Here is a 19,596-nt window from a genome sequence, read left to right as displayed (position 1 = left end):
CGCGCTAACTCACTAGAACAACCATAGACCCTATCGGAGACATCATGCCAGCAACGAATTTACGAATCGCGCTCGCCTTGCTCACCTGCTGTGCATTCGCGACGACAGCGCTCGCAGACGAGAACACACTAAACGTCTATAACTGGGACGATTTTATCGCTAAGGATACCGTACCGAACTTCGAAAAAGAGACAGGGATTCACGTGCGCTACGACGTGTTCGATAGCGACGATACGTTGCAGGCGAAGCTGCTTACCGGTTCGTCTGGCTACGACATCGTCGTGCCCTCGTCGAGCTACCTTGGCGCGCAAGCGGCGGCGGGGATCTACATGAAGCTCGACAAGTCCAGGCTGCCGAACCTCGCCAACCTGGATCCACAACTGCTTAAGCTGACCGACGCGGCTGACCCGGGGCATCAATACGGCGTACCCTGGGCATGGGGCACGACCGGTCTCGCGTACAACGTCAACCAGGTTCGCAAGGTACTCGGGCCCTCCGTGGCGCTCGACAACTGGGACCTCCTGTTCAAGCCGGAATACCTGAGCAAGTTGAAGAGCTGCGGCGTCTCGCTGCTCGACTCGCCGACCGACATGTTTTCCATCGCCCTGCACTATCTCGGCAAGGATCCGAACAGTCACAATCCGGCTGACTATCAGGCCGCCTATGAATTGTTGAAGAGCATCCGCCCCTATGTGACGCAATTCGCCCTCTATTCGTGGATCAACGACCTCGCCGGCGGGGACATCTGTTTCGGGGTGAGTTGGTCGGGCGACGTCAAGATGGCTGCGAGCCGCGTGCGCGAGGCGCACAAAGACATCGTGCTGGCGTACTTCATACCGAAGAGCGGTGCGCCGGTCTCATTCCAGATGATGGCGGTCCCAAAGGACGCGCCTCATCCGGAGGCCGCGCTCAAGTGGATCAACTACATCGAGCGACCCGAAGTTCACGCAGCGATTACCAACACGATTTTCTACCCCAACGCCGACAGCGCCGCTTCGAAGTTCGTCAAACCCGAGCTGCTCGGCGACCCGATGGTCTATCCGAAACCCGAGGTCCTTGCAACGCTGTTCATGCAACAGCCGCTGCCCGCTGCAATCAAGCGTCTGGAAACGCGTCTTTGGTCGCAGTTGAAGGACGGCCGCTAAGGTCGCGTCTGTCACACGGCGGCAGCACGCCGCCATAACAGCGCCCCCGCCCACACCATCGCGAACTGATTAATGGCTCGCTGTATCGTCGGCGAGCCTTAGCGGACGGCTGCACCACTTCACCCCCGACGCCAACCGATCCGGGCCCGGATAGGGACTCGCTTTGCCCTTTCAAGGGCCACACAGTAAGGAGACTTCCCATGCGATGGAAACTGATCTGCCTGATCGTGAGCGGCACTGTCCCGTGTCTCGCGATAGCCGATCCGATCTCCGCGCGGATCGAGGGACTGCAGCAAGAACTCAAGGCACTGCAGGCCGAAGTGGAGTCGCTGAAAGCCGAACTCGCCGCTAAACCGCCTGCTGTCAGCGCGCCACAAATCGTCGATGCGTCGAAGCCCGGCTACGGAAACGCGCCTGCAAGGCTGACCAACGATGACCTCGCCGACATGAAGCAGCAGCTCGCGAGCCAGCAGTTGAAAGTCGACTCGCTCTCCGATGCCGCCACCTCGGGGCCGCTCGCCGGACTCTCGGTTACCGGATATATCGATCCCGCGTACGTCTACAACCGGGCCGCCAGGACCTCATCGTTCCTCTTCGCGAATCACGAGTCATCCTATACGTACTTCAACAGCACGATCGGCGACGTCTACCTCAACATCAAGAAGACGTTCGGTGTCGGCCCCATGGCGCCATCGGCCGAATTCTCGCTGATGCCCAATCGTGGCAATGGCATCTCACTGCTTGCAAACGAGCATGGCAACATTGGCAACAACATTCTCAACACGGCATTCGTCACCGTGCCGCTGTCGGGCACGACGACCTTCCTTGCCGGATTGATGAGCGCGTTCGGCGGATATGAATATCAGCTGTCCACGCAAACGCTGACTCTGACCCATAACCTGCTCTATGACTTCTCGGACCCGGCCGCCTACGTCGGCGTCGGCCTCAATTACACGCCCGAAGCCAGCAACTGGTCCTGGAAGTTCATGCTCGGCAATGAACAGGCCCGGACCTACGGCGCCGTCACGCAGACCGGACAGAATGCGCTTGGCGACCCTGTCACGACGAGCAACCGTGTGCCGAGCTTCGCCGCGCGAGCCGACTATACGTGGTCCACGGCACTCGACACCGGTGGCTCGTTCACCATCGGGCGGCAGACGTTGCCGAGCGCCCACGATCCGGTGACAGGCCGCACCGTTTATGGAGCGGGCGGCCAGGCATCGAGTTCGGGCGGATACTTCATATTCGGCGAGGTCGACGCCACTTACACGCTTGCCGATGCGCAGTTCAATGCCGAAGCCGACTATGGCCAGCAGCAACGCGCCGCGTTCAATGGCGGCAATGCACAGTGGTACGGCTTCTCATTGCTGGCACACCGCAAGTTCTCGATGCCGGTCGTTGGCCGCATGGGCGCCACCGCGCGCTACGACCTCCTTGTCAATAGCCAGAACGGTGGTGGCGGTGGGGGCATATTCCTGAACGGCAACGGCATGGACCCTTACAACGGCTTCGGCATCGGCGCGGATTGCCTGGCGAACTCCAAGGCAAACGGCGGTCTCGGATTCGAATGCAAGGGGACGGTTCGTCAGGACATTGCCCTGAACCTGCTCTTCTATCCGACGCAGCAGATTACGGTGAAGGTCGAGTATCGCCACGATTGGGCAAACAACCAGGTTTTCCTCCGCAATGATGGATCGTACGCCAAGGCGAATGACTTGTTCGCCATGCAGTTCATTTACGCCTTCTGATCGGCATCGAAGCGAGCGCCGGCATGCGGCGCCCCACCCGCTCACGCACCGACGCGCTCGAGGTACATACCGACGAGTTCGAGGAGCCGTTCCCTGGTGAAACTCGGGTCGTGGCCGCCGTGGACGACCTTGACAGGCAAACGCGAGAGACGCTGCATGGTCTTCACGTAATCCGGCACCGACGAGTGATGAAGGTCGTCGATCAACGGACCGTCATAGATCGCATCCCCTGAGAATAGCGTTTGCGTACGAGCTTCCCAAAGGCCGATGCTGCCCGGTGAATGTCCCGGCAGATGCAGCACCTCGAAATGCCTGTCGCCCGTATCGATGATGTCGCCGTCGACGAGCTCGCGTGTCACATTAGCCGGCTTGATGTGCCATTTCGCGAGTTCATATCCCGCGTGCGGCAACGCGTCCACCACGGAGCCCTCGTAAGCAAAATCGGCAAATGCACTCTTGAAGTACTCGGGATTGAAGCGGTCGTCCGCGAGCGTATATGACCATTGCGGATTACGCAGCCCCGGCGCCTCGAGCCGATGGACCATGCATTCGTCGAACTCGTGAAGATTCCCCACGTGATCGAGATGCGCGTGCGTCGCGATCGCTGCCGTGCGTTTGCCAAACAGGTGCTTGCCGGCCTCCTTGAGGCTCGAAAAACCCATCCCCGAGTCGATAATCAGATCGCGATCACGGCCACGGACGTACCAGATGTTGCACCGGAACAAGGGGATCACATGCGGTTCCCAGAACAGATAGACGTTGTCGTCCAACTGCTTGCACTCGAACCATTTGGCGGCGATTTTGAGCATCACGGTCGATCAAATTGTTCTGGATTACATAATTCTCGCACGGGGCAACGAGCAGCACAATATGGATGCTGCGATGGTTTTACTGGCTGGATGAGGAGCACGTGTCGTGCTTTACATTGACCGACCTCTTGCGCTTACCGAGACAGAAGCGGATACGGTATTCAGCGGCGCGCCGACCAGCCATCTTGATCCCTGCCGCGCGCCGCGCCAGTGGCCTACATAAAAAGCTGGATCGACGGCAATGCGGCATCGCAGTTCAGCAGATTGACCCGTTTCTGGCGCACCCTCAGCGTGCCGTCGCGCAGCACCAGGGTGTGCTCAGCCGTGCAGGCATACACTTGCTGTTCGTCGCCGCGCGTCTCCACGTAGATATAGCGGGTGCGCGTGAGATACGTACCGCTGTCGTGGTCCTGCGGCAGCACTTCCGGACACTGCAGCACGTGCAGGCAGCGGCTTTCCGGCTGCAGGGAGAAAGCGCGCGGGCTGCGCATGCGCTCGATGCGCAGTTGAAGCAGCAGGCGGTCTTCGTACATCAGCGACGCGTGGTCGATGCCGTCCTGCTGGCCCGGCACGAGCGGAATCCAATAGTGACCGTCGTCCGCGAAGAGCGCGAGCCAATCGTCGAAGCGTTTGTCGTCGATCAGCCGTGCTTCTTCATAGACGAAGGCGATCAGGTCATCCCGTGTGGGCGGCGTCGCGACTTGGGGCTGGCTCATTTCGTTGTGTCTCCTGACTGGATTTCCGGTGTCATGTATCGGGCCCATGCGCGGAACTGGTTGCGCATGGAGATTTCGCTCGTACCGTTGGCGGTGGTGACCTCCTGCCCGATCTCGGCGGCGTCGAAGTTGCGGTGCAGGCTCACCCACTCGTTGCCGCCTGCACGCAACCCTTCCTGCATCGCACGGTAGGCGTGAAGGTCATCGTGGCCGACCACGGACATCGGAGAGTTGATCAGCCGCGTGTACATGAGCGTGCGACGCAGCAGGGCTTCCGGGGCGCCCTTGGGGCGGAACGTCCACGATTCGACGATCGTCTTGCCGGGCGCCACCGGCCGCACTAAGCGAATCGCCTGGATGGCGCCCTTGATGGTCAGGCTCGGATAGAAGATGGTGTTGTGCCGCACCGTCGCGAGGATCTCTGCCGCGCGAGCGGCCCCATAGGCCTCGGTCATGCGCGCCTCGTACTCGGGCATGCCGACATAGCCGGCGTGCAACGACACGGCACCGACTCCTGTGTAACTGTGCCCGTTGGCGAACACCCTCACACCCATCTCGTCGGAGAACGCATAGCCCGATGTGAACGGCACCAGCTGTTCGATCGCCATCGGCAGGGGCTCGTCTTGCGGCTTGCCGGCCCACAGCTGTCTTGCCGTGCCGGCAGACGACTCGTGCGCCACCATGGGGTGCATGGTGTCGTTCAGGTTCTCGATGAACATCTTCCAGTTGCAGTCGTGGGTGTAGCGCAGTACGCCCCCCGCGACTTCAAGCTCGCCCTCCGGCGCGCGATCGGCCATGTTGTCGATGGATGTCAGCGCCTCGCCAAAGTACGCGTGGAAGTCCGGACCGTGGTCAGCGAGGCGTGCAAACACGAAGCCGCGATAGCTCGCCACGTGCCGCAACGCCCCCATGCCCTGGCCAGCGGGACAGGCATCCAGGCTGGTGCCTTCGTAGCCGTGCCGCAGCGGTATCGACAGCAGCGCGCCATCCGTCTTGTACGTCCATGCGTGATACGGGCAACGGAAGAAGCGCCCGACGTTCCCGCTGGCCTGCGAGACTAGCCGGGCGCCCTTGTGCGCGCACCGGTTGCGCAGGACTTTCACCGTGCCATCGGGCTGCCGCACCATGACGACGGGCTGCCCGGCGATGTCCGCCGTGATGAAATCGCCGGCCTGCGGCACCTGGCTGTCGTGACCGACGTACACCCACGCTCGTGACCAGAGCCGCTCCATTTCCAGCGCGAAGACCTCCTCATCGAGATAGACATCCCGATGGACCTGCTCGTCCTGCACCAGCCGGCGCAGGGCCTCCGGATTGTCCCGGTATTTACCCATGATGTTCCCGCTCCCTTTCATGCATCGAGCACCAGCCGCCCGCAGCCGGCGCGCGACACGCAGATTTGCATCACATTGCCTGCCTGCCGTTCCGACTCGGTAAGGCAATAGTCGCGGTGATCGAGAGCCCCTTCCAGCACCGTCGTCCGGCACAGCCCGCATTCACCGCGCTTGCAGTCGTAAAGCGGGTCGAGGCCCGCGCACAGCATGGCGTCAAGAATCGATTCCCCGGCCGCCACCGTGAGCGTGCGACCCGACTGACGCAGTTCGACTTCAAAGCCCGTGTCGGACGCCATGGCCGCCGGCGCGGCAAACCGCTCGAAGTGAATGTCCTCGCGAGCCCAACCGCGCGCACACGCCTGAGCCAGCACCGCGTCGATCATCCCCGCCGGGCCGCAGACGTAGAGGGGCTGGCCGGGACGCAGGCCTTGCAGCAGTGCCACGATATCCAGCGCCGGCAGTACGCCCTTGTCGGCGTACAGCGAAAGGTGCGCGCCGGCGATGCCGCGCAGTTCCTGCGCAAATGCCAGTTGGCGGGTGTCGCGGGCGCTGTAGTGCACGCGGTAGCGCCGCCCGGCGGCCGTCAGCGCGGCCGCCATCGAAACAATGGGCGTGACCCCGATGCCACCGGCAATCAGCACGACGTCTTCAGCATCCGCATCGAGCATAAAGGCGTTGCGCGGCGCGCTGGTCAGCAGCCGGCTGCCAGGCTTCAGCATTGTGTGCATCCAGCGAGAGCCGCCCAGGCCATTGTCTTCGCGCCGCACGGCGATACGATAGACCTCAGGCGCCAGCGTGGCGCCCACCGTGGCGTTGATCAGCGAGTAGTGGCGCCACTCCGCGGTCCCGCCTGGCGCGACCCGCACGCGCAGATGGGCGCCCGCGGTGTACCCCGGCAGCGCCCTGCCCGCCGGATCCCGCAGTCGGAACTCGGTGATGGTGGCGGTCAGCGGAATCACTTCGTCAACCAGCAATTCGATCGTTGCGTCGGGGCCGGTCATGTCGATGCTCCTTTCGCGTCCGCCGTCATCAGCGTCGCCCACGCGCGGAACTGGTTGCGCATCAGCAGCTCGTTGGTGCCGCTCACTTCCTGTTCGGGCTCCAGCTGTTCGCCATCGCGGTACTCGCGATGCAGGCTGATCCATGGATTGCCCTGGGCGGCCAGCGATCGCTGGACGCCCTCGAAAATATGGATGTCGTCATGCGCCACCACCGACATCGGCGAGAACGTTAGCCGGTTGTAGGTCAGCGTGCGCTCCAGCAGCGCTTGCGGCGCCCCTTTGGGTGCCAGCGCCCAAACCTCGACCAGGGTACGGTCCACGCCGAGCGGCTTGACCACACGCAGCGTCTGCGGCGTACCCTTGAGCGCGAGTGACGGAAACAGGACCACGTTCTGCGGCGCGAAGCCGAGAACTTCGGCTGTTCGCTGCGCACCATGGGCCGCCTCCAGCGCCTGCCGGTAAGTCGCAGGCACTTCGTATTCCGAATGGATGCTGGCGCGGATGCCCAGCACGCTGTGCCCGTTCGGGTAGATACGCGCGCCAGTCCTCGTGAAGAAGTCATAGCCCGAGCCGAATGGCAGCAGTTGCTGCAGGGCCATCGACTCGGGCGCGTCGGCCGGCTGCGCGCCGTGCACGGCCCTGGCCGTCGCCGAGACCGACTCGTGCGTGGAAACCGGATGCACGGAATCGTTGACGTTCTCGAGGTACATCTTCCAGTTGCACCGCATCACGCTGCGCAGACAGCCGCCGGCAATTTGCAGTTGGCCCGCGGGCGAGCGGTCGGCGAGGCTGTCAAGCACCGTCAGCACGGGACCGAGATAATCCGCAAACTCCGGGCCGTCCGCCGACAGACAAGTGAAGACGAAGCCGCGATACACCGCCATGCGTGGCGCCACCAGGCCGGCTCCGGACTCGCAGGCGGCCATGCGGGTGTGTTCATAGCCAGACTTCAGCGGCACGGCCAGCAAGGCGCCATCGGTCTTGTAGGCCCAAGCATGATACGGACAACGAAAGACTCTGCCGGTGTTGCCTTGTACCTGGCAAACCAGCCGCGCACCCTTGTGGGCACAGCGGTTCATCAGCACACGCAGGCTGTGGTCCGGCTGGCGTACCAGGATCAGAGGCTGGCCGGCGATCTCCGTGGTGTAGTAGTCGCCCGGCTCGGGCACCTGGCTTTCGTGGCCGACGTAATTCCAGCTGCGCTGAAACAAGCGTTCCTGCTCGAGGCGGAACAGCTCCTCGCTGAGGTAGACGTCGCGGTGCACGCGGTCTTCCTGCACCAGCGCGTGGATGGCGCCGGCATCGTCCCGGTAGCGGGTCATGTCAAGTCTCCTTCCTCGTTGCTCTCCAGCGCTGGGCGGGCGACAAAACGGCAAGTGGCATCTGGATGCACGGCGGCGCACTGGGTTTCCTGCACCCGCACCGGCTGCCCCAGCACAATCGCGGCGACCGTGCGGAACAGGCCTGCGATCGGCGCGCAGACCGGCCGGGTGGCAGGCCCGTGGCCGGCGGCAAAGGGACTGTTGAAAACATTGAGGACCAGGCCGTCGCCGCTACGCTCGAAGTCCCACCGCCCCCAGCCGAGGGCGGGCGAGGTTTCGCAGATCAGATCGAGCAGCGCATCGCCGCCGCTCGCCCCGCGGCCAGGCAGGCCGTCGAGATAGGCGAGGATGCTGTGCTTGCCGTGCGAGGCCGTCGAGTCGGCGAAGGCGCACAGCACTCGCGCGCGCGTGGTGTCATCGAGCAGTTCCAGCATGCCCATGAGGACATCGGGGCGCATCAGCAGGTAGCGGCGGTCATCGTCGCGGACTTCTCCGCGCACCAGATCGAAGACGAGCCGCTGGGCGATCGGCGTGGCCACGGGGGAAGTCTGGATTGTCATGGCGTTTCCTTCCCCCGGGCCGGCTCGGGGCGGCTGCGCGCCTCACGGGGCAGCGTTTCCGGCGTGAACATCAGCGCGATCACCGTGATGCCCCCCAGCACGATCAGATAGAGCGCCACAGGCGTGGCCGAGTGGTACTTCGCCAGCAGGGCCGTGGCGACCATTGGCGCGACCCCGCCGCCGATGACGGACGACACTTCGCGGCCAACGCCCATGCCCGAGTAGCGCACTTCGGTGCGGAACAGTTCCGCCATGTAGCTCGGCTGGACCCCGACCATGGCGGCCAGCGCCACCGAGTCGGCCAGCACGTAGGCCAGCAGCACGAGGGACGGCTGGCGGGTGTCGACCAGCCAGAAGAACGGGAACGCCACCAGCATCACGCCGACCGCGCCTGCCATATAGACGGTGCGTCGGCCGATCCGGTCGGACAGATGGCCGTACGCCAATGCCGTGCCCATGACCAGCACCATCGAGATCGTCAGCCCTTCCAGCATGACGTGGTTAGGAATGCCAAGACGCGCGCCATAGGCGAGCGAGAATGCGAAGAAGATATAGGACGCGCCGCCTTCCGCCATGCGCAGCCCCACCACCATCAGCACTTCCTTCGGCTGCTGCCGCAGCACTTCGATCACTGGCAGGCGCACAGCGTGGCCGCTGCGCCTGGCCGCCACGAACTCCGCGCTTTCGGGGATCCGGCTGCGGATGTAGTAGCCCGCCAGGACCAGCACGATGCTGGCGAGGAACGGGATGCGCCAGCCCCAGCTCATGAAGTCTTCGGCAGGCAGCTTCTGCGCAGCCCAGAAGGCGACTGCCGACAGCACGAAGCCGACGGTCGCCCCGCTCGGGCTCCAGGCTGACAGGAAGCCTCGCCGCGTCGGCGGCGCATTCTCACTGATCAGCAGGATGCTGCCGCTCCATTCGCCGCCAGCAGCCAGCCCTTGTAAGAGGCGCAGCAACACCAGCAGCACGGGCGCCCAGCTGCCGATCTGCTGATACGTCGGCAGGAGGCCCATCAGGGCGGTGGCAAGCCCCATCACGACCAGCGTCAGCACCAGAACCAGCTTGCGGCCGTAGCGGTCGCCCACGTGACCGCAGATCACGCCGCCGAGCGGGCGCGCGACGAACCCCACCGCGAAGCCGCCGAAGGCCGCCAGCGTGCCCACCAGCGGGTCCGTGCCGATCGGGAAGAACAGCTTGCCGAAGATCAGCGCCGCGGCCGTGCCATCAGAAAGAAGTCATACCACTCGAGTGCCTGCCCAACGATCGATGTCACGACGGTCTTGCGCAGTATCGCCCGCCGCGCATCGGCAGCCACCGGCACACCGGCCGTGGCTGATCCTTGTTCCACATTCATGTTGTCTCCTTGATTCTCGTTCTCTACCTGTTGTGGTGTGTGCGCCGGGTCGTTACGGGGTGGCGTCTTGCCTCCACGCGCGCACGGTGTCATCGGTGTCCGGCGAGAGGATGCCCATCGGAAACGGCCAGTCCGAGCCGAACAGCACATTGGTGCGGCCGAACACCTCCTGTGCCAGCCGCAGCCCGGCGCTCTGGTGCGCAATGCAGTCGGCGAAGAAGCGCCTCGCGGCCTGCAAGGGCGGCTCGATCTGTGCCGGCACTCCCGGACGCCCGGTGTCGAGGCCGCGCTGCAAGCGCCCGCATACCGCCGGGAATGCGCCGCCAGCGTGCGCGAGGCAGAAGCGGATGCGCGGATACTGCCTCGGGACATCCGCCATCACCAGTTGCGACGCCGCCACCGCGGTCTCGTAAGGATTGCCAATCAAGTTATCCAGGTAATGCCGTGTGAGTCTGCCGTCGCAACAGTGCGCCGGATGCAGGAAGACGAAGGCGCCCTGCGCGTTCAGCCTCTCCCACAGCGGCCGATGCGCCTGATCGCCGTAATCGACGGCGTCAACACCTCCTGCCGCCAGCGCGTAACCCGCATGAGCCGCATGAGCCGCATGAGCCGCGTGAGCCGACTCGCCGTAGCACGCGGCCAAGGCCTGCGCTACCGCCGGATGCTCCATCGGCAGGTGAAGCAAGGCGCCCAGCCGGGCGCTGTGACGAGTGGCGATCTCGAGCAGCCCGTCGTTGAGATAACAGGCCCAGGCGTGGGCGGCGACAGCGTCCAGGTGCTGCCGGTAGAGCGGCGGCGGCACCGAAACCAGCGCACGCTGCACGCCGTTGGCCTCCATCCAGGCAAGCAGCCGTTCGGGGCAGTACAGGTCCATGGCCATGAGCGGCTGACCGTCGATCACCAGCACACGGTCGGCAGGCCGCCTGACGACACCGTCCAATGGCGGCAATGCAGCCGTGGTGGCCGGCACAAGGTGGGCATGGACATCCAATGCGATTGAGGACATGGGTTTTCCTGCGTCTGCCGTCAAACTGTTTGCGAGGTCACCGCGGCTCCAGGTTGGCATTCATCTCCCCTCCCCAGAATTCGGGCGACCACGTCGGTCCCCAGATGTACGGCAGGACCGTCCAGTCCCGGCTGACCCATTGGTCGCTGATCTTGTCCATGTCGGCGTAGTACTCCACCCAGCTCCCCCACGGATCCCGCACGTAACAGGTTCGACGCCAGCGCATGCCGTCCCGGGCCGAAGCTGTCCCGGTAACCCGCCTCGCGCATGCGCCAGGCACCGAGGCCGATGTCGTCGATCCCACCCACCTGGAAGCTGGCATGCTGGAAACCGCGATGCGTACTGGCGATCAGCCCGAAGCAGTGGTGGTCGATCACGCCCTCGCCCGCCGCGAGGAAGCTTACCTTCCCGACCGCCCTGTCGGCCACACGCAGCCCGAGTGTCTCGCACAGGAAGCGCTCCGCGCTTGCCAGCTCGGGGGTGAAGATCAGCACATGACCTAACTTGAGCGGCGCTCGCCCGCCTTCCAGCGCCTGCCACGCCGCGACGTCCGCCGGGCGGCGCACGACAGCATCGGCGGCCGGCTCCGCCAGCGACGCCGGAAGATGCGCGCTGAGGTGAATCCAGGTGCCCCACGGGTCCCGGAACCACAAGCCATCGCGATGGCCCCCGGGCGGAGCCTGCTCGAGGACGTCGAGTCTGGCCTGTGTCAGCTTCTCGATGAAGGCCGCGCGCTGCAGCGGATCAAAGTAGAAAGAGACGTGATGCAGCCGCTTGCCCGCGCCGGCCGACAAGACCAGTTCGTCGTTGCTGCGGCCCGGCGAGCGCATGCACAGCACGCCAGGCTGCAGCGTCGAGGCTTCGAGCCCGAAGGTTTCGTAGAAGGCCCGGGCAGCGCCCAGGTCCGGTACTTCCAGGCCAAAGCCGTTCAGGCCAAGCACGCTGGGTCCATGGATCATTGCGAACTCCCTTGCGGCACATGTGCGCCGACGATGGATGCGTAGAGGTCTTCGGCACATTGCGGCGCGATCGGCACGATGGCGGCGACATGGTCGTCGGGCCGCACCAGCACCAGCGTGCCGTCCGCCACACCGAGACGCTCGCGCAGCTGGTTGCCGACATCGAGCAGCGCGCGCTCGCGCAGGCCGGAGTCGAGGGGAGCGTCCCAGCGCGACACCACGAAGTGACGCAATGCGGGGGACGTGTTGTGCGGAATCTGCGGCTGGCGGCGCACGTCGGAAAAGTACAGCGCGAGGAAATTGCCGTCGACGAGGTCGTGGACCCGGACTGGCCGGCCGGCGGGACCATGCAGCAGGAAATCGGGTATGCGCTCGCCCACCTGGAGCGGCGGCGGCTCGGCTTCCGTGCGGATCATCGACCAGTCGCCGCTGCCGTTGATATCCAGCCGCACGCCCAGCAGGGTGCGCGTATAGGCGTTGCCCCAGTCCTGCAGCGCCGCGGAGGGTTTTGCCTCGTCCTGCATGGCCATGTGGTGGCGCGCGGCCTCCGCCATCTCGCCTGCGCCTTCCGACGCGACCGGGCGCTGTTCGCGCTCGTAGCCGTCCAGCAGGCTGCTGTCGGCCCAGCCGCGCAGCACCCACGCGAGACGCCATGGCAGGCTGATGGCATCCAGCACACCGGTATTGAGGCCGAGCGCCCACATCGGCGTAATCAGATGCGCGGCGTCGCCCATCAGGAACACGCGGTCGCGCCGCCACTGGCGCGCAATACGGTGGTGCACGCGGTAGGTCACCCGGCCGAGCAACTCGACCTTGTCGACCTTGCCGATGAAGCGCAGCACCTTGCTGCGCAGCGCCTCGTCGGTGGGTTCGTCCGCATCCTTGGCGAGCGGATACAGGAAGCGCCAGCAGTGCGGCTGCCGCACCAGGATCATCCACTCCTGCGCATCCGAGAAGTACGCGAGATAGGGATAGTCGCGCGGATTGGCCACATCGAGGTCGACCTTCAGATCCACCAGCATGTAGCGCACATCGAGCGACGTGCCGACTACCGGAACACCGCATTGCGCGCGCACCGTGCTGCGGCCGCCGTCGCACGCCAGCAGGTAGCTGCCCTCGAAGCGCTGCGGGCCATCGGGCGTGTCGAAGATGGCTTGCACACCGCTGGCACCGGAGTCAAAGGACACCAGGCGGTGCTGCATAAGCACGCGGCCTTGCGGCACACGCTCCACCGCGTCGCGCAGGATCGGCTCGAGATGGTGCTGCGGCAGGTTGACGACGAACGGGTAGCGCGTCTCGTCGCGCAGCACGGCCGTGCGCACGGACGACTGCGAGAGATTGCTCTCCCGTTCGATCTCGCCAATCTCTTCGACTCGAAGCGCACGCTCGAGCACGGCATCGGCGACGCCATAACGGCGAAATGCCTCCAGCGTGCGCGTCAGCAGCGTGCCGGCCTTGGTGTCGAGCGACAGGCTGCCGTCTTCCTCGAACAGCAGAAAGGGAATGCCGTAGTGCGCAAGGCCGAGCGCCGTGGTCAGCCCGATGGGCCCCGCGCCGACGATCAGTACAGGCTGCATGGTTGTTGTTCTCCGGTGGATGTCATTGCTCGCGCTCCGCGGGTTCGCTGGCGTGCCAGGCATAGTCCCGGCTGAGCACCGACGCGGTCATGGTGGCGGCATCGGACAGCAGGAACATCAGCGGCCCCGTGACGTCTTCGGGCTGGCCGACGCCGAGTGTGGCCGCCCAGTGCCCGTCGTCGCCTCCGGCGTTGGCTTGCCGGTACTGGGGCGTGTCGATGACGCCCGGGGCGATCAGGTTGACGCGCACCCGGTGCCGGGCCACCTCCTTCGCGGCGCTCTTGATGAAGGCCACCAGTGCGGCCTTGCTGGCGGCATAGGCGGCGGACTCGGCCCAGCCGCTATGCGCCAGCCCCGACGAGAACGCCAGCACGCTGCCGCGCCGGCGGCGGATCATGCCGGGCATCGCCGCCTGGTAGCACCACACCACGCCATCGAGGTTGATGCCGAGCGTGCGCTGCCAGTCGGCCGGCGTTGTCTCATGCACAGCCCGGCGCGGCTGCACCGCCGCGCCGCAAACGAGACCGTCAATACGGCCATGTTCGTTCTCGATGGACTGCATGGCGGCCATCACGGCATCGCGGTCGCTGACGTCGAGGCGGACAAACTGCAGGCGCGGCTCGGCGGCCAGCAACGCCGCCGCGGCGTGCTCGTCCACGTCGCAGACGATCACCGTTGCCCCCGCCCCGGCACAGGCACGCGCGAGCGCGGCACCGATGCCGTTGGCGCCGCCCGTGATGACGATCACGTCGCCGCTCGCATCGAAACTGGCTTTCATGGGCGCCTCCGCATGTCCGTAACACTCGATCGCCCATACAGGTCGGTCTCGACCACGCGGTTGACCAGTTCGCCCAGGCCCGTGCCGCGCACGGTCACGACGTCGCCCGCTTGCAGGAACACCTGCGGCTCGCGCGCGTTGCCCACGCCCGCCGGCGTACCGGTCAGAACGAGGTCGCCCGCGCGCAGCGTCATACCGAACGACAGTTCGGCGATCAGTTCGGGAATGGCGAAAGCCATCTGCGACACCGAGGCGTCCTGCAGCAGCTCGCCGTTCACGAGGCATTGCAACCGCACTTCGCGCGGGTCGATCTCGTCGGCCGTCACCAGGAAGGGCCCCAACGGCATGGTGCTGTCGATGCTCTTGCCCTTCAGCCACTGGCCGCCGTGACGGCGTTGCAGGTCGCGCTGAGAAATGTCGTTTGCGAGGCAATAGCCCCAGACGTGCCGCATGGCGTCTCTCGCGGCGATGCTGCGGCCGTCGGCGCCGATCACCAGCGCCAGTTCGGCCTCGTAATCCCATTTGGCCGAGATACGCGGATCGAAGGCGATGTCGTCGCGCGGCCCGATCAGGGTGTGCGGGCTCTTGGTGAAGAACGTCGGCGCTTCCGGGCGGGGCACCTCCTGCTCTTCACGCTTGCCCTCGCCTTCCAGAAAGTGGTCCCAGTAATTCCAGCCGACGCAAAGCACGTCGCGCTGCAAGCGCTGCAGCGGCGGCAGCAGGCGCAGGCCATCGAGTGCGATGCACTCCAGCGTGCCGTCGCACAACGCGCTGACGATGCTGCACAGCGCGTCCTGGCCACCGGCGATCACATCGCGCATGTCGCCCATGGACAGCGGCAGCAGGGCCACCTGCTCGCCTTCGACCACCCCGATGCGCGCCTGGCCGTCGTATATGAAACTTGCAAATCGCATGATTCGGACTCCGATACGTGGCTCAGGCGTGCGGCAGAACCGCGATCGCGCTGATCTCGATCAGGTATTCCGGCGAGACCAGCTTGCTGACCTCGACCATGGTCGAAGCCGGCAGCGGCGCCCGGAAAAACTCGCGGCGCACGTCGTGGATGCGGTCGAAATGCTCGATGTTGCGCACGTACACGTCGACGCGGCAGATGTCGTCGAGCGTGCCGCCGGCGGCTTTCATGGCGGCGCTCAGGTTCTCGCAGACCTGGCGGGTCTGGGCGACGACATCGCCGATGCCGGCGATCGAGCCGTCGGGCCGGCGCGCCGTCATGCCGGAGATGAAGACCAGCTTGCCGCCGGTCTCGATGGTGGTGGCCTGCGAGAAGTGGCCGTTGGGCTTGCGCAGTTCGCCGGTGAGAATTTGCGTTTTCATGCTGTCAGGTCCGTATCGTTTACAAGGTTGGCAATAGAAGGAGGCAGCGCGGCCGGGAGCGCGCGCGCCAGGGCCGCGAGTTCGATTAGCACCGGCCGCTCGACGCGGCAGGCGCCGCCGGCTTCGGCACGCCTCGCCCAGCCGATCTCGCCTGGGGTGTACAGGCGTTCAGTACCGGGCGCGCGCCGCGACGTGCGCACCGCGGCCGCGGCGTCGCTAACGGTGCGCGCGAACGCGGCGGTTTCGCGGAAATGCGCGACATCGATCGCGAGGAAGAAGTGCGCGCAGTTGTAGGGAATGGCGCTGTCGCCATAGAGGGGCTGCACCGCCGCGCCGGTGGCGCCGCCGGACAGACCGCCGCACAGCAGGTCGACCATGAAGGCGAGGCCGAAGCCCTTGGGGCCGGCGGCCGGGAGCAGCATGCCGGCGAGAGCGGCGGCCGCGTCCGTGGTGGGCAGGCCTTGCGCGTCGGTGGCCCAGCCAGCCGGAATCTCGCGGCCGGCGGCGGCGGCCAGCCGGATCTTGCCCATCGCGCTGGCGCTCATCGCCATATCGAGTTCGACCGGAATGCCGTCGTCACCGGGCACCGCGATAGCCAGCGGGTTGTTGCCGACGACGCTCTGGGCGCCGCCCGGCGCGGGCATCAGCGGACGCGTATTGGACATCGCGATACCGACGCAGCCATCGCTTGCCAGGGCCCGCGCATACCGCCCCGCCGCGCCGAAGTGAAAAGCGTTGCGGACTGCCACGGCGCCGATGCCGTGCTCAGCGGCCCGCTCCCTCGCGATCGCGACCGCCTGCCGCGCGGACAGCTGGCCCAGCATGTTTGCGGCGTCGAGCACCACGCAGGCACCGTGGTCATGAGCCACGGCGGCCTGCGATGCCGCCGTCACGGATCCGCTGCGCAGGCGCTGTGCATACATGTGGACCAGCATGACGCCGTGCGAGGGGACGCCCTCCATGTCGGCATCGACCAGCGACTCGGCGACATACGCGGCATCGGCAGCAGCGACGCCGAGCCGCTCGAAGATCGCACCGACGGCCGCACACAGGTCCTGCGGATCGGCCTCGCAATGGCTCGAGGGCGCGGGGATGCCGGGCATGGCGGCACTTTCGCGGTCAGTGGGCATCGCGCTCATCCGTGTACCAGCTCGGCTGCTGCGGATAGTGCGGACCGTCGTAGATCTCCACCACGATGGTGTCTTCGTGCGCAAGCGTCGGGCCGTGGACGTGCCCCTTCGGATTCCAGTAGAAGCTGCCCGGCATCAACACCACATTCGTGGCGGTGTATTCGTAGCGACCCTGCAGGCAGAACATAAACTGGTTCGAAGCATGCGAGTGAGGCACGGGAATCGACACGCCCTTCTCGAACCGGATCAGTGCGATGGAGGCGCCGGTCGCGTCGTCGCGCCACAGCATCTTTTCGTGGAGGCCCGGCAGGGATTTGGGGCGCCACGGCATGTCCTCACTATTTAGGAGTACTTCTTCTAGCGGCGGAATCCCTGCAACGGACGAGAAAGGACTCGGGTTCACGAGTTGTCTCCGGTTTGTTTCTGTTGGTTTGGACGATGTGCGGTTAAGAGGCCTCAGAGCGCCAGAGAGGCGGCCAGGCTCCCCCCGCCACAGACAAAGAGGTTTTGCCCCGTGATCCAGCCGTTTGCGGGATCGGCAAAGAAGAGCACCGCGCGTGCTACGTCGTCGGGGCGGCCGAGGCGCTGCAGCGGCAGTGAAGCGGCCAGGGCGCGCGCGCGCTCGCCGTGCTCCGGGATGTCGCGAGTCAGCATGCCGGTGACGATGGGCCCAGGCGACACCGTATTGACCGTGATGCCGGACGGCCCGGATTCCAGCGCCCAGGTGCGGGTCATCGCGGCCAGCGCGGCCTTGCTCGCGCCATAGGCGGTGCGTCCGGCGAGGCCCACGATCGCGCGCGACGCCACATTCACGATGCGGCCGAAGCGCTGTGCCTTCATGTGCGGCAGGCAGGCCTGCGCCAGCTTCATGGCGCAGCGCACGTGCAGCGTCATCATCAGGTCGAACTCGGCATCGTCCACGTCCTCCAGCAGGGTGTTGCGCACCACGCCGGCGTTGTTGACGAGGATGTCAGCCCGCTCCGCCCGAGCGAGCGTCGCCAGCGTACGGACGCCATCGGGCGTCGACAGGTCCACGACGCAGGAGATGAGACACGGATGCGCGCTTGCCGACGGCTCGAGCCCCGCGGCAATCACGCGCGCGCCCTGCGCGAGCAGCGCCTCGCTGACGGCCAGTCCGATGCCGGCGTTACCTCCGGTCACGACGGCCGTGCGGCCCGCGAAACGCCGGGTTTCAAGCTGGAGCTGGCTCATACCGGACCTCCTTGTTCCGGCAATGACAGCGCGCGAACGCGCAGCACACCGGCGGGCGCCCATCCGTTACGGCTCAGGCTGACCCTCGCGCGGGTGCCCGGAGCCAGCATGTCGTCCGCGAGTGCGAAGAGCGTGACACCGGAATCCGTGCGAACGGCCGCCACATGCAAAGGCAGAGAACTCACGATGGCTGGCTTCAGTGTGTGGTGCAGCCGCGTCACCGACAGCACCACGGCCGCGCCGCTGTCCGCCACGTAGTCGATGTGTCCATGCAGGCAACGCGGGCAATAGCGTTGCGGCGGATAGAACTGGTGGCCGCATTGCGCGCAGCATGGCAGTGCGAGGCCGCCCGACGGCGTGGACTCCACCATGCTGTGCCAGGCAAGCGAGCGGCATTGCGCAAAAGAAGCATCGTGGCTCATGGCGTGGCCCCTTCGATGATCGCCGCGCCGGTCGCGAGGCAGCGGTCGTACACGGCCATGCCGTAGCCGCTGGCGAGCCCGATGCGGGCAGCGCGCACCTGATTGGCGCCGGCCTGCGCAGTGACCTGCCGCAGGACTTCCACCAGCCCGAGATAGCCGCCGGCCGCACCGGCCTGCCCGCAGCCGAGTTGGCCGCCACTTGTGTTGTGTGGAAAGTCGCCGCGGAAACTCAGATCGTGAGACTGAACAAAATCCGCAGCGGCGCCGGGCGGGCAGAAGCCGAGCCCTTCCAGTTGCAGGAACACCACCGCGGGGTAATCGTCGTAGGTGGCCAGCACATCGATGTCCCTGCAGCCTACGCCGGCCTCGCGGTACAAGCGGCTGCACTCCTCGGCCCAGCCGCCTCGCAAGATGGTTTCATCGTCGGCATAGGCGTTGTGGCGCTCGACCACCGAGCGAATACGGGCGTACGGCAGGCCGAGACGGAGGGCCTGCCGGCGCGCCATCACCAGGAAGCCCTCCGCGCCCGCGCACGGCATCACGACATCCAGCTTGTGGAGCGGCTCGGCGATTGGCCGGGCGTCGAGGTACTCATCGAGTGAGACAGGTTCGCGCAACAGCGCATGTGCGACGGCGCTGGCATTGGCGCGCTGCGAGACGCAAAGGCGGCCGAAGTCCGCTCGCGTGGCGCCGGTGGCGTCCATGTAGCGCTGGGTCAGGTGCGCGAACGGCATGTTGGGACCCGCCGCTCCGTAGGGATACACCGCATCGATGGCCGCCCACGAGAAGCGACTGGCCAGCCCGGCAAAGCCACCGCGCGGGTTGGTGTCGGCGCCGATGCAGGCCACGACCTGCGCATCGCCAGCTTCGACCGCCCGCGCCGCACGACGCAGCGCGATCACGCCGCTGGCGCCCCCGAAAGGCACGGATTCCAGCCAACGCAACGAGAGTCCCAGCGCGCGCGACAGGCTGGCCACCGGGTCGGGTGCGAGCGTGAAGCTGGAGACAGCGAGGCCGTCGATACTGTCTTTCGACAAGCCGGCGCCTGCGAGCAGCTCACGCAGGCATTGCGCGACATACCAGTCCGCTGGCTCGGTGCTGTAGCGCGCGTAGCCGGTCGTGACTGGCACTGCCAGCACGGCATCAGCGTCTTCGGGTTGAATTGCCATGGGAGTCTCCGGCGGCCGC

19 protein-coding genes and 1 pseudogene are annotated in these 19,596 nt (G+C 65.8%); 2 read left to right on the top strand and 18 right to left on the bottom strand.

Annotation, left to right across the window (positions count from 1 at the left end):
• Positions 1–44: 44 nt before the first annotated feature.
• Both M3I53_RS12570 and M3I53_RS12565 read left to right on the top strand, forming a co-directional pair.
• Positions 45–1,145: a polyamine ABC transporter substrate-binding protein gene (locus M3I53_RS12570; protein WP_254316247.1), complete on the top strand. Its 1,101-nt coding sequence runs from the start codon at positions 45–47 to the stop codon at positions 1,143–1,145.
• A gap of 200 nt (positions 1,146–1,345) precedes the next feature.
• The gene (locus M3I53_RS12565; RefSeq protein ID WP_254316246.1) at positions 1,346–2,893 is read left to right on the top strand and encodes a DUF3138 family protein; all 1,548 of its coding nucleotides are present in this window, start codon (positions 1,346–1,348) and stop codon (positions 2,891–2,893) included.
• 41 nt (positions 2,894–2,934) lie between these two features.
• Here the strand turns inward: M3I53_RS12565 and M3I53_RS12560 are convergent, their stop codons facing one another.
• The 18 genes and pseudogenes from M3I53_RS12560 to M3I53_RS12475 form a co-directional block, all read right to left on the bottom strand.
• Positions 2,935–3,702 (bottom strand): MBL fold metallo-hydrolase, encoded by a 768-nt coding sequence (locus tag M3I53_RS12560; protein ID WP_254316423.1) that lies wholly within the window; start codon positions 3,700–3,702, stop codon positions 2,935–2,937.
• Between the two features lie 215 nt (positions 3,703–3,917).
• Positions 3,918–4,418 (bottom strand): aromatic-ring-hydroxylating dioxygenase subunit beta, encoded by a 501-nt coding sequence (locus M3I53_RS12555; RefSeq protein ID WP_254316245.1) that lies wholly within the window; start codon positions 4,416–4,418, stop codon positions 3,918–3,920.
• On the bottom strand, positions 4,415–5,752 hold the full coding sequence (locus M3I53_RS12550; RefSeq protein WP_254316244.1) for an aromatic ring-hydroxylating dioxygenase subunit alpha: 1,338 nt from the start codon (positions 5,750–5,752) through the stop codon (positions 4,415–4,417). The genes M3I53_RS12555 and M3I53_RS12550 overlap by 4 nt, the downstream gene beginning before the upstream one ends.
• 17 nt (positions 5,753–5,769) lie before the next feature.
• Positions 5,770–6,753 (bottom strand): 2Fe-2S iron-sulfur cluster-binding protein, encoded by a 984-nt coding sequence (locus M3I53_RS12545; RefSeq protein ID WP_254316243.1) that lies wholly within the window; start codon positions 6,751–6,753, stop codon positions 5,770–5,772.
• Positions 6,750–8,075, bottom strand: coding sequence for a Rieske 2Fe-2S domain-containing protein (locus tag M3I53_RS12540; RefSeq protein ID WP_254316242.1), 1,326 nt, complete (start codon positions 8,073–8,075; stop codon positions 6,750–6,752). Before M3I53_RS12540 ends, M3I53_RS12545 begins: the two co-directional genes overlap by 4 nt.
• Positions 8,072–8,635: a V4R domain-containing protein gene (locus M3I53_RS12535; RefSeq protein WP_254316241.1), complete on the bottom strand. Its 564-nt coding sequence runs from the start codon at positions 8,633–8,635 to the stop codon at positions 8,072–8,074. The genes M3I53_RS12540 and M3I53_RS12535 overlap by 4 nt, the downstream gene beginning before the upstream one ends.
• Positions 8,632–9,989: pseudogene (locus M3I53_RS12530) on the bottom strand (MFS transporter). Before M3I53_RS12530 ends, M3I53_RS12535 begins: the two are co-directional and overlap by 4 nt.
• A 52-nt stretch (positions 9,990–10,041) precedes the next feature.
• Entirely contained in the window at positions 10,042–10,995 is a 954-nt protein-coding gene (locus M3I53_RS12525) for an amidohydrolase family protein (RefSeq protein ID WP_254316240.1), read from the bottom strand.
• A gap of 20 nt (positions 10,996–11,015) precedes the next feature.
• Positions 11,016–11,954, bottom strand: a complete 939-nt coding sequence (locus M3I53_RS12520; protein WP_254316239.1) for a VOC family protein — start codon at positions 11,952–11,954, stop codon at positions 11,016–11,018.
• Positions 11,951–13,531 carry an FAD-dependent monooxygenase gene (locus M3I53_RS12515; protein ID WP_254316238.1) on the bottom strand — a complete coding sequence of 527 codons (1,581 nt, stop codon included), beginning with the start codon at positions 13,529–13,531 and terminating at the stop codon, positions 11,951–11,953. The genes M3I53_RS12520 and M3I53_RS12515 overlap by 4 nt, the downstream gene beginning before the upstream one ends.
• 22 nt (positions 13,532–13,553) lie before the next feature.
• Positions 13,554–14,309: an SDR family NAD(P)-dependent oxidoreductase gene (locus M3I53_RS12510; protein WP_254316237.1), complete on the bottom strand. Its 756-nt coding sequence runs from the start codon at positions 14,307–14,309 to the stop codon at positions 13,554–13,556.
• Complete coding sequence (locus tag M3I53_RS12505; RefSeq protein ID WP_254316236.1) at positions 14,306–15,178, bottom strand: fumarylacetoacetate hydrolase family protein; 873 nt, start codon at positions 15,176–15,178, stop codon at positions 14,306–14,308. Before M3I53_RS12505 ends, M3I53_RS12510 begins: the two co-directional genes overlap by 4 nt.
• A 67-nt stretch (positions 15,179–15,245) precedes the next feature.
• Positions 15,246–15,644 carry a RidA family protein gene (locus tag M3I53_RS12500; RefSeq protein WP_254316235.1) on the bottom strand — a complete coding sequence of 133 codons (399 nt, stop codon included), beginning with the start codon at positions 15,642–15,644 and terminating at the stop codon, positions 15,246–15,248.
• Complete coding sequence (locus M3I53_RS12495; RefSeq protein ID WP_254316234.1) at positions 15,641–16,774, bottom strand: Ldh family oxidoreductase; 1,134 nt, start codon at positions 16,772–16,774, stop codon at positions 15,641–15,643. Before M3I53_RS12495 ends, M3I53_RS12500 begins: the two co-directional genes overlap by 4 nt.
• A complete protein-coding gene (locus M3I53_RS12490; protein WP_254316233.1) occupies positions 16,764–17,177 on the bottom strand; it encodes a cupin domain-containing protein in 414 nt (137 codons plus the stop codon). The genes M3I53_RS12495 and M3I53_RS12490 overlap by 11 nt, the downstream gene beginning before the upstream one ends.
• 53 nt (positions 17,178–17,230) lie before the next feature.
• Positions 17,231–17,986, bottom strand: a complete 756-nt coding sequence (locus tag M3I53_RS12485) for an SDR family NAD(P)-dependent oxidoreductase (protein WP_254316232.1) — start codon at positions 17,984–17,986, stop codon at positions 17,231–17,233.
• Complete coding sequence (locus tag M3I53_RS12480; RefSeq protein ID WP_254316231.1) at positions 17,983–18,408, bottom strand: Zn-ribbon domain-containing OB-fold protein; 426 nt, start codon at positions 18,406–18,408, stop codon at positions 17,983–17,985. Before M3I53_RS12480 ends, M3I53_RS12485 begins: the two co-directional genes overlap by 4 nt.
• Positions 18,405–19,577, bottom strand: a complete 1,173-nt coding sequence (locus M3I53_RS12475) for a thiolase family protein (RefSeq protein ID WP_254316230.1) — start codon at positions 19,575–19,577, stop codon at positions 18,405–18,407. The genes M3I53_RS12480 and M3I53_RS12475 overlap by 4 nt, the downstream gene beginning before the upstream one ends.
• Positions 19,578–19,596: the final 19 nt, after the last annotated feature.

The organism is Paraburkholderia sp. CNPSo 3272, from assembly GCF_024206495.1.
Lineage (GTDB): Bacteria > Pseudomonadota > Gammaproteobacteria > Burkholderiales > Burkholderiaceae > Paraburkholderia.
This window is presented reverse-complemented; position numbering and strand designations above follow the sequence as displayed.

Bases quoted from the DNA above. Each gene is read 5' to 3' on its own strand.
- M3I53_RS12510 (WP_254316237.1), bottom strand. From the start codon at position 14,309: ATGAAAGCCAGTTTCGATGCGAGCGGCGACGTGATCGTCATCACGGGC.
- M3I53_RS12570 (WP_254316247.1), top strand. From the start codon at position 45: ATGCCAGCAACGAATTTACGAATCGCGCTCGCCTTGCTCACCTGCTGT.
- M3I53_RS12515 (WP_254316238.1), bottom strand. From the start codon at position 13,531: ATGCAGCCTGTACTGATCGTCGGCGCGGGGCCCATCGGGCTGACCACG.
- M3I53_RS12535 (WP_254316241.1), bottom strand. From the start codon at position 8,635: ATGACAATCCAGACTTCCCCCGTGGCCACGCCGATCGCCCAGCGGCTC.
- M3I53_RS12485 (WP_254316232.1), bottom strand. From the start codon at position 17,986: ATGAGCCAGCTCCAGCTTGAAACCCGGCGTTTCGCGGGCCGCACGGCC.
- M3I53_RS12500 (WP_254316235.1), bottom strand. From the start codon at position 15,644: ATGAAAACGCAAATTCTCACCGGCGAACTGCGCAAGCCCAACGGCCAC.
- M3I53_RS12550 (WP_254316244.1), bottom strand. From the start codon at position 5,752: ATGGGTAAATACCGGGACAATCCGGAGGCCCTGCGCCGGCTGGTGCAG.
- M3I53_RS12560 (WP_254316423.1), bottom strand. From the start codon at position 3,702: ATGCTCAAAATCGCCGCCAAATGGTTCGAGTGCAAGCAGTTGGACGAC.
- M3I53_RS12540 (WP_254316242.1), bottom strand. From the start codon at position 8,075: ATGACCCGCTACCGGGACGATGCCGGCGCCATCCACGCGCTGGTGCAG.
- M3I53_RS12495 (WP_254316234.1), bottom strand. From the start codon at position 16,774: ATGCCCACTGACCGCGAAAGTGCCGCCATGCCCGGCATCCCCGCGCCC.
- M3I53_RS12480 (WP_254316231.1), bottom strand. From the start codon at position 18,408: ATGAGCCACGATGCTTCTTTTGCGCAATGCCGCTCGCTTGCCTGGCAC.
- M3I53_RS12475 (WP_254316230.1), bottom strand. From the start codon at position 19,577: ATGGCAATTCAACCCGAAGACGCTGATGCCGTGCTGGCAGTGCCAGTC.
- M3I53_RS12545 (WP_254316243.1), bottom strand. From the start codon at position 6,753: ATGACCGGCCCCGACGCAACGATCGAATTGCTGGTTGACGAAGTGATT.
- M3I53_RS12565 (WP_254316246.1), top strand. From the start codon at position 1,346: ATGCGATGGAAACTGATCTGCCTGATCGTGAGCGGCACTGTCCCGTGT.
- M3I53_RS12555 (WP_254316245.1), bottom strand. From the start codon at position 4,418: ATGAGCCAGCCCCAAGTCGCGACGCCGCCCACACGGGATGACCTGATC.
- M3I53_RS12525 (WP_254316240.1), bottom strand. From the start codon at position 10,995: ATGTCCTCAATCGCATTGGATGTCCATGCCCACCTTGTGCCGGCCACC.
- M3I53_RS12520 (WP_254316239.1), bottom strand. From the start codon at position 11,954: ATGATCCATGGACCCAGCGTGCTTGGCCTGAACGGCTTTGGCCTGGAA.